Here is an 8,076-nt window from a genome sequence, read left to right as displayed (position 1 = left end):
AAACAGGACTTCATAGACCAGATGAAAAGGATCCGGCGCGAAGGTCACCAGCAGTCCGGCGCCGAGCGCGCCGACCATCAGGCCGATGAACGCACTGACGCTGTTGAGCAGCGGCCCGCGCTGGCGGTCGCTGTCGAGAATGGCAGCACCGAGGGTCGTCGTCGAGGCGCCGACACAGAGGCCCTGGACGGCACGGGCGAGAATGAGGTCGCCGACATCAGTGGCATAGGAGAACAGCATCATGGCCACGGCATTGACGAGCAGACCGCCGAGGATGACCGGGCGCCGGCCGACAAAGTCAGACAGTCCGCCAACCGTGAGGAGTGCCGTGAGCAGACTGATCGCATAGACCGCGAATACGAGCGTGATCATCAGCGGCGTGAGATGCATGCTCTCCTGATAGAGCCGGTACAGCGGCGTCGCCGCGCTGCTGCTGCCGACCACGGTGGCAGCCGCCACGAAGCTGAAGGCGGTCATGGCCCAAAGCGGCACCTTCGCGGGCGTCGCGCCTGGCGCGGTGGACACGCATGTCTCCCCAGGGCTTCCTTGCATGCCGGCCTCCTAAAGGCTAATTATTCGCTTTAACGAAGCTAGGCCGCTTGGCGGCTTAATGCAAATACTTTGCGTTAAGCGTTTCGGCATGGCTCATCTGCCGAGGATGACGTGACGACGAAGGAGCGGACCAGAACAGGCGGTCGTAGCGCGCGGATCCAGAGCGCGGTGCATGACGCTGTGCGTAAACTGGGCGGCCTTTCCACCCGAAACCAGATCACAGTCCCGCAAATCGCCGCCGAGGCCGGCGTCACGCCCTCCACCATCTATCGCCGCTGGGGCGACCTGCAATCGCTGCTGGCCGACGTCGCCGTGGCCCGGCTGCGGCCGATCGGGGAGCCCGACGATACCGGCGCCATCGAGTCTGATCTGCGGGCCTTCATCGAGCAGTATGCCGAGGAAATGTCATCTCCGGTCGGCCGCGCGCTGCTGCGGGACGGGACATTGGACGCCGCTGAAGGCCAGTCCTGTGTGTGCTGCAGTTTCACCAATGATCATCTCACCACCCTCACCGAACGGGCCAAGGCGCGCGGAGAAACGCCGTTCGACATCGATGAAGTCATCGATCATGTGGTCGCACCGATCGTCTATCGGATCCTGGTCAGCCAGGAGCCGCCGACGCCGGACTATTGCCGGAAATTGATCGACCGGATTTATCCAGCGCGCGGCCGCAAGGCGGACTAGCGAAGCGTCATCCGCCCTACGGCGCGGTTCTTTACTTGTTCAGAAAGTTCAGCGGCAAGCCACCGCGCGGCCAGTCCATGGCGATCAGCTCGCCCTTGCCCGACAGCGTGATATAGGCCGTCTTCAGCTCCGATCCGCCGAAAGCGATATTCGTCGTCACGCGATCGCCGGTCTCGACCTGCTCGACCAGCTTGCCATCCGGCGCGATCACCGAAATGCAGCCCGACACCAGCGTGGCGACACAGACATTGCCCGAGGCTTCCACCGCCAGCGAGTCGAACATCTGATAACCGCCGAGGCCCGCAATCGGCCGCCCGCGTTCGCCGCGATAGATGGTGTCGCCGGGCACGACCTCGCCGGGAGCGCCGACATTATAGGCCCAGAGACGGCCAGTCGGCGTCTCGGCGATATACATGGTCTTCTCGTCCGGCGAGAGACCGATGCCATTGGCCGGCAGCACGCCGATGACCTGTTCGGTAATCTCGCTCATCCCCGGCTTGATGTAATAGGCGCCACCGACATCCATGTCGCGCGCACGGCGCTTGCCGAGCTCGCTGAACCACAAGCCGCCCTGCTTGTCGAAGACGAGATCGTTGGGGCCCTTCAGACTGTGCTCGCCGCATTTGCTGAACAGCGTCTCGACCTTGCCCGATGCGAGATCGACACGCTGAATCGCACCCCCGATATAGTCATGCGGCTCCGGTGCATGCGGCATCAGGGTGCCGCGCGACGGCACCCAGCTGAAACCGCCATTATTGGTGATGTACATCTTGCCATCCGGCCCGAGCGCGGCACCGTTGGGGCCGCCCGGGATCTTGGCGACGACTTCCTTGCGGCCATCGGGATAGATCCGCGTCAGTTGCTGCGCGCGGATCTCCACCAGCACCACGGAGCCATCCGGCATCACCACCGGGCCTTCGGGGAATGCGAGATCGGTGGCGAGAACGCGGATGTTGGGGCTGGACATGGGCAAGCTCTCCCTTGGCTTTTCTTTGGGCACCGATCACTGCCGGCGCGTGAATGGGGAAGTAGATCAAACCGTCCCGGACCTGCCAAGGCGCGCAAATGCATGGCCACTTGCACGCCAGCGCCATTCCGCCTTAGCTGCGTTCACAAAAACAGAACGTCAAAAGAAACGCCGAAAGGGAGCTTATGTCCGAGCCAGCCGCTGCATCATTGACATCAGATGAAGTGCTTTATTCCGTCGCGGACAATATCGCGACCATCACGCTCAATCGCCCCGAGCGCATGAACACGATCTCGCGCGAGATGCTGGCCCAACTCAGCGCCCTCTTCCTCAAAGCCGATGCCGATCCCGACGTGCGCGTCGTCGTCCTGACCGCCGCCGGCCGCATGTTCTGCGCCGGCCTCGACATGGTCAGCGCTACCCAGGGTAAGGGCATCGGCTCGGCCAATGACGCCAACAGTTCGCGCACCACGCTGGACATGAAATCCGCACAGCCGATCGTGATGTTCAACATGGAGAAGCCGACCATCTGCCTGCTCAATGGCGCCGCGGCCGGCTATGGCATGGACATCGCGCTCAACTGCGACATCCGCATCATGGCGGAGAGCGCCAAATTCGCGGCCGCTTTCGTCAAGCGCGGCGTGGTGCCGGAATCCGGTGGCACCTGGTTTCTGCCGCGCATGATCGGCTGGGCCAAAGCGGCCGAACTGATTTTCACCGGCCGCACACTGTCGGCGCGCGAGAGCCTCGAGATGGGCCTGACCAATGAGGTCGTCGCCGATGCCGAATTGCAAGCGCGCGGTCGTGCCGTCGCTGCCGAGATCGCGGCCAATGCGCCACTGGCGGTGCAAGCCGCCAAGCGGATGATGCGCGCAGGCCTTTCGGAGAATTTCGGCGAGCATGTCCATCACGTCTTCCTGCAACTGCTGCCGCTGTTCCGCACCGAAGATTTTCGCGAAGGCATGGCGTCGTTCCTCGAAAAGCGCCCGGCCGACTTCAAGGGCCGCTGAGTCCCTTGCATTGCGATACGGCGGCGCTTGTGCGCCGCGGCGACGATTGTCGAGGCAGGCCCATTTTCAACTTTCCTGCTTGATGCATACTCCCTTGCATTCGAGCCGCATCGCGAAGCTCGCACAGACGGGTCGCCGCGGTTGATCGAACCACAGGGAGGGCCTCACGATGCATGACTTGAAAGTCCTGCGAGCGCTCACGCTCGCCAGCCTCGCCTTCGCGTTCACAGCCACCACCGCTCACGCCCAAAAGAAATACGATACCGGCGCCAGTGATACCGAGATCAAGATCGGCAATATCATGCCCTATAGCGGGCCGGCTTCGTCCTACGCCACCATCGGCAAGACCGAGGCAGCCTATTTCAAGATGATCAACGAGAAAGGCGGCATCAACGGCCGCAAGATCACCTTCATCTCCTATGACGACGGTTACTCGCCGCCGAAGACCGTCGAGCAGGCCCGCAAGCTGGTCGAGAATGACGAGGTTCTGTTCATCATGAACCCGCTGGGCACGCCGGGAAACACGGCGATCCAGAAATACATGAACGCCAAGAAGGTGCCGCAACTCTTCGTCTCGACGGGTGCCGCGAAATGGGCCGACCCGAAGAATTTTCCATGGACCATGGGATGGCAGCCCAGCTACCAGGCCGAAGCGCGCATCTACGCGCAATACATCATGAAGAACCATCCCGGCAAAAAGGTCGGCGTGCTGTATGCCAATGACGATTTCGGCAAGGACTATATCGTCGGCCTGCATGAAGGCTTCGGCGACAAGCTGAAGGACTACATCGTCAGCGAAGTTCCTTACGAGACGGCGTCGCCGACGGTGGATTCGCAGATCGTGCAGATCAAGGCCGCCAATCCCGACATCTTCATCAATATCGCCACGCCGAAATTCGCTGCGCAGGCGATCAAGAAGGTCGGCGAGATGGGATGGAAGCCGGTCCATATCGTCACCAATGTCTCGGCCTCCGTTGGCAGCGTGATGAAGCCCGCCGGTTACGCCAATGCGCAGGACGTGCTGAGCGCCGCCTATATGAAGGACCCCAAGGACCCGACCTGGAAGGACGATGCGGGCATGAAGGAATGGAGCGCCTTCATGGACAAGTATTATCCCGAAGGCGACAAGGACGATGGTGCCACCGTGTTCGGTTACGGCGTCTCGCAGGGGATCGTGCAGGTGCTCAAGCAATGCGGCGATGACCTCACCCGCGAGAACATCATGCGGCAGGCGGCCAACCTGAACATGGAGATCGGCATCTATCTGCCGGGCACCAAGATCAAGACCAGCCCGACCGATTTCAGCCCGCTCGATCAATTGCAGATGATGCGCTTCAAGGGCGAGACCTGGGAACTGTTCGGCCCGCTGATGTCGGGCGAGAAGGAATCCTAGGACATCTGCGGAACGGCATGCGGCCCCTCTCCATTTGTGGAGAGGGGTTCTCCGCTGACATTGCTATGCGCCTTGCGTCAAACATGCATACTCGCGGGCAAGCCGCGTGGCCGATGCAAGGCCGCATGCAACAAGAAAAGTCAGAGGAAACCATGCTCGCTTCATTGCCCAGCCGAACCACTTTCGCGCTTGCCAGCCTCCTGATTGGCGTCTGCACCCTGCCCGCTCTCGCGCAGAAGAAATACGATCCCGGCGCCTCCGATACCGAAATCAAGATCGGCAATATCATGCCGTATAGCGGACCGGCATCGTCCTACGCTTCGATCGGAAAATCCGAAGCGGCCTATTTCCGCATGGTCAACGACCAGGGCGGCGTGAACGGCCGCAAGATCAATTTCATCAGCTATGACGACGCCTATTCACCGCCGAAGACGGTCGAGCAGGCACGCAAGCTGGTCGAGAGCGATGAGGTGCTGCTGATCTTCAATCCGCTGGGCACTGCGACCAATTCCGCGATCCAGAAATACATGAACATCAAGAAGGTGCCGCATCTCTTCGTGTCATCCGGTGCATCGAAATGGGCCGATCCAAAACACTTTCCCTGGACCATGGGCTGGTCGCCCAGTTACCACAATGAAGGGAAAATCTGGGCCACGTGGATTCTGAAGAACCATCCGGACGCGAAGATCGGCGTGCTGTTCCAGAATGACGACATGGGCAAGGACTACTTCAGCGGCGTGCGTGAGGGGCTCGGCGACAAGGCCGACAAGATGATCGTCACGCAGGCAAGCTTTGAGATCGCCTCACCCACCGTGGATTCGCAGATCGTGCAGATCCGCACCGCCAATCCCGACATCTTCCTCAACATCGCCTCGCCGAAATTCGCAGCGCAGGCGATCAAGAAAGTTGCCGAACTGAACTGGAAGCCGGTGCAGATGCTGGTCAATGTCTCGCAGTCCGTCGGCTCGGTGATCAAGCCCGCAGGCTTCGACAATGCGCAGGGCGTGATCAGCGCGGCCTATATGAAGGACCCCACCGATCCGCAATGGAAGGACGATCCGACCATCAAGGAATGGCGCGCCTTCATGGACAAGTACTATCCGGACGGCGACAAGAACGACATCTACACACTCTACGGCTTCGGCATCGCGCGCACGCTGGTGCATATCCTGCAGCAATGCGGCGACAACCTCACTCGCGAAAACGTGATGAAGCAGGCGACCAGCCTGGATCACGAGGTCGGCATCTTTCTGCCGGGCACGCGGATCAAGACCAGTTCGACCGACTACAGCCCGTTGCAGCAATTGCAGATGATGCGCTTCAAGGGCGAGCGCTGGGAACTGTTCGGGCCGGTGCTCAGCAGCGAATGAATCGCTGCTATTTCGCAGCATCCTTCGCGGCCGGCGCCGCATCCTTTGCAGGCGCCGGTGCCGGCTTGGCCGGAGATGCCGCCGCGGCCTTCTGGGCCGCCTGCAATTCCTCGACGGTCTTCCGCAGACTCGTCACCGTCGCCTTCAGCGCATCGATCTGGCGATTGGCTGCGTCGAGGCGCTGCTGCTGATCCAGCCGCAATTTGCCCACGGTTTGCTGGAGAAAGTTGACATTGCTTTGCAGGCAGCTGGTGCGCCGCTCCATGGTCTTCTCGACTGTGCAGATCTCGATGCCGGGCACGTCCTGCGCCATCGCCGCGCTGCTGCCCGCCACAAGGAATGTCAGAGTGAGAAGTCTCGAGCTGCGCATTGCACATCCTTTCATAGCGATCCAACCATGAGAGCAACGATGTTCATGGCTGGCTGTCAATCACACCTGATGGGAACGACAGACGCCGCACGCCGTTCCTTCGGCCGGAGCATCCCATGGTGACACGCGATCAACGGCTGGCAGAATTCAACACACAGGACGTCCCGCCCACCGCCGAGCCTGTGCAGGTTTTGTGCGAAGACAAGAGTGGCACCTATCTGCTGCCCTTTGTGTGCGTTCATGCCGATGGAGAATGGCGCAATGCCGGGACGGGCGACCTCGTGCAGGCCCGGGTCATCGGCTGGCGCTTGCCCAAGGCCGGATGACAGTTCCATGAAACGTCGCAGCAGGAAAGTTCCCGCCTGATTTCGAGATGAGACGCTCAGTCAAGTAATTCGGCAGATTTCACCCAAATTGGTGACGCTTCGTTCTGTGGGATAGCCTACGTCGGTATTTGGAGACTGGTTTAGCGGCTGCGTTAGCAGCTTAGCGGGTCTATTTACCGCCTCGGCGGACCATATATTGACGACGCAGACCTTTTGAGTGGGGATACTGAGGATCAAGGCCGGCTTCTTCGCCGGCCTTTTTCGTGGCGCTGATCAGGAGGCCGGCTGGCCGTGGCGCTGCCCGAGCAGGCGGACGAGATCGACCTGGCGATCGACACCGGTCTTCATGAAGACGGACTTCAGCTGGGTCCGCACCGTATTGAGACTGACGCTCTGGATCTTCGAGATCGAATCCACCGACTTGCCATCGATCACCAGACTGGCGATGCGCGCCTCCGCCGGGGTGAGATCGAACAGCGCCTGCAGCAGTTCCGGACCGGGGCTGCGCTGCTCGGTCACCGGCGTCAGGAACACGATGGACATGGCGCCGGCGAAGAGATCGAGCCCGGACAGCCGTAGCGGCAGCACATGTGCGATGAACGGCGCATTGGCCTCGCTGCCGGCGACGGGGATCGAACGGCCGGCTTTGGTCAGCGACGCCGGCACCGTCAGCGCTTCCCTGAACATGATCTGCGCGGCGGACGATGTGAACTGCACCTGATCCTGCGTACCGACCTGAACCGCCGGGCCGAGCGCGAGGAAACCCGGATTGGCGGCAACGGCCTTGCCGGTCTGGGTCACCGCGGCAGCGGGAAGACCGATCAGGTCGAGCGTATTCACCGCCGTGCGGGCGCGCTCGAAGCCGAGGCGGCCGGACAGCACCGCCGCACGCGCGATGTGCGGACGCAGGATGTCCAGTTTTTCCGCGGTCGCTCGCTCCACCGGGCCCTTGGCAAAGGCCTTCTCGATCGAGACCACGAGCGTATCGCCCGCTGGGGAACGGATGGTCGTGCCGACACACCAGCCGAGACCACCTGGCCGCAACACGTCCGTATAGAACGGCTCGGCATCAAGCTCAGCTTCGGTGAAGCGATCGAGATCGGTGAGGAACCGCGCCTCGGTGTTGGGCACCAGACGCTCGCTACGCGGGTTTCGCTGCGCGTAAGGGCTGCGTGTCCAGCGATCGATGCCCGCGGAAATGCTGTCTGACGACAACCACCGTGGTTGCCCGGGCGCAGCCGCGAAGATCACCCCACCGACACCATCGGCAATGGCGGTCAAACGATCGAGAAGCCGCGGCCAGCGATCGGCCATCACGCTCGCTTCGTAGATCTCGTCGACAAGCGTTTCAAAGTCAGCAGATGAATCCAGCACAATGGGTCCCGACAACGCAGCAATGTTTCC

Annotated in this window: 9 protein-coding genes; 5 read left to right on the top strand and 4 right to left on the bottom strand. The window is 61.5% G+C overall.

Annotation, left to right across the window (positions count from 1 at the left end):
- The coding region (locus tag ACIQ17_RS27825; RefSeq protein WP_398472610.1) for an MFS transporter at positions 1–525 on the bottom strand (525 nt) is incomplete at its 3' end.
- Between the two features lie 138 nt (positions 526–663).
- On the opposite strand from ACIQ17_RS27825, the gene ACIQ17_RS27820 reads away from it, so the two are divergent.
- A complete protein-coding gene (locus tag ACIQ17_RS27820) occupies positions 664–1,236 on the top strand; it encodes a TetR/AcrR family transcriptional regulator (RefSeq protein ID WP_398472609.1) in 573 nt (190 codons plus the stop codon).
- Positions 1,237–1,267: 31 nt separating this feature from the next.
- On the opposite strand, the gene ACIQ17_RS27815 is transcribed toward ACIQ17_RS27820, so the two are convergent.
- A complete protein-coding gene (locus ACIQ17_RS27815) occupies positions 1,268–2,203 on the bottom strand; it encodes an SMP-30/gluconolactonase/LRE family protein (RefSeq protein ID WP_398472608.1) in 936 nt (311 codons plus the stop codon).
- Between the two features lie 185 nt (positions 2,204–2,388).
- On the opposite strand from ACIQ17_RS27815, the gene ACIQ17_RS27810 reads away from it, so the two are divergent.
- The 3 genes from ACIQ17_RS27810 (at position 2,389) to ACIQ17_RS27800 (ending at position 5,976) form a co-directional block, all read left to right on the top strand.
- A complete protein-coding gene (locus ACIQ17_RS27810; protein WP_398472607.1) occupies positions 2,389–3,213 on the top strand; it encodes an enoyl-CoA hydratase/isomerase family protein in 825 nt (274 codons plus the stop codon).
- A gap of 169 nt (positions 3,214–3,382) precedes the next feature.
- Positions 3,383–4,606, top strand: a complete 1,224-nt coding sequence (locus ACIQ17_RS27805) for an ABC transporter substrate-binding protein (RefSeq protein WP_398472606.1) — start codon at positions 3,383–3,385, stop codon at positions 4,604–4,606.
- Positions 4,607–4,758: 152 nt separating this feature from the next.
- Positions 4,759–5,976: an ABC transporter substrate-binding protein gene (locus tag ACIQ17_RS27800; RefSeq protein ID WP_398472605.1), complete on the top strand. Its 1,218-nt coding sequence runs from the start codon at positions 4,759–4,761 to the stop codon at positions 5,974–5,976.
- A 7-nt stretch (positions 5,977–5,983) separates the two neighbouring features.
- Here the strand turns inward: ACIQ17_RS27800 and ACIQ17_RS27795 are convergent, their stop codons facing one another.
- Positions 5,984–6,346 carry a hypothetical protein gene (locus tag ACIQ17_RS27795; RefSeq protein ID WP_398472604.1) on the bottom strand — a complete coding sequence of 121 codons (363 nt, stop codon included), beginning with the start codon at positions 6,344–6,346 and terminating at the stop codon, positions 5,984–5,986.
- A 116-nt stretch (positions 6,347–6,462) separates the two neighbouring features.
- Here ACIQ17_RS27795 and ACIQ17_RS27790 point away from each other — a divergent pair, with 116 nt between their 5' ends.
- Positions 6,463–6,672 carry a hypothetical protein gene (locus ACIQ17_RS27790; RefSeq protein WP_398472603.1) on the top strand — a complete coding sequence of 70 codons (210 nt, stop codon included), beginning with the start codon at positions 6,463–6,465 and terminating at the stop codon, positions 6,670–6,672.
- 273 nt (positions 6,673–6,945) lie between these two features.
- Here the strand turns inward: ACIQ17_RS27790 and ACIQ17_RS27785 are convergent.
- Positions 6,946–8,076 (bottom strand): helix-turn-helix transcriptional regulator (locus ACIQ17_RS27785; RefSeq protein ID WP_398472602.1); only part of this gene is annotated, 1,131 nt, incomplete at its 5' end.

The organism is Tardiphaga sp. (genome assembly GCF_044340795.1).
Taxonomy (GTDB): domain Bacteria; phylum Pseudomonadota; class Alphaproteobacteria; order Rhizobiales; family Xanthobacteraceae; genus Tardiphaga.
The sequence above is the reverse complement of the archived record's forward strand: the minus strand, read 5'-3'. Positions and strand labels throughout refer to the sequence as shown.

What these genes read in the sequence shown, in the direction of transcription:
- ACIQ17_RS27815 (WP_398472608.1), bottom strand. Translation starts at nt 2,203, where the DNA reads ATGTCCAGCCCCAACATCCGCGTTCTCGCCACCGATCTCGCATTCCCC.
- ACIQ17_RS27810 (WP_398472607.1), top strand. Translation starts at nt 2,389, where the DNA reads ATGTCCGAGCCAGCCGCTGCATCATTGACATCAGATGAAGTGCTTTAT.
- ACIQ17_RS27805 (WP_398472606.1), top strand. Translation starts at nt 3,383, where the DNA reads ATGCATGACTTGAAAGTCCTGCGAGCGCTCACGCTCGCCAGCCTCGCC.
- ACIQ17_RS27800 (WP_398472605.1), top strand. Translation starts at nt 4,759, where the DNA reads ATGCTCGCTTCATTGCCCAGCCGAACCACTTTCGCGCTTGCCAGCCTC.
- ACIQ17_RS27795 (WP_398472604.1), bottom strand. Translation starts at nt 6,346, where the DNA reads ATGCGCAGCTCGAGACTTCTCACTCTGACATTCCTTGTGGCGGGCAGC.
- ACIQ17_RS27790 (WP_398472603.1), top strand. Translation starts at nt 6,463, where the DNA reads ATGGTGACACGCGATCAACGGCTGGCAGAATTCAACACACAGGACGTC.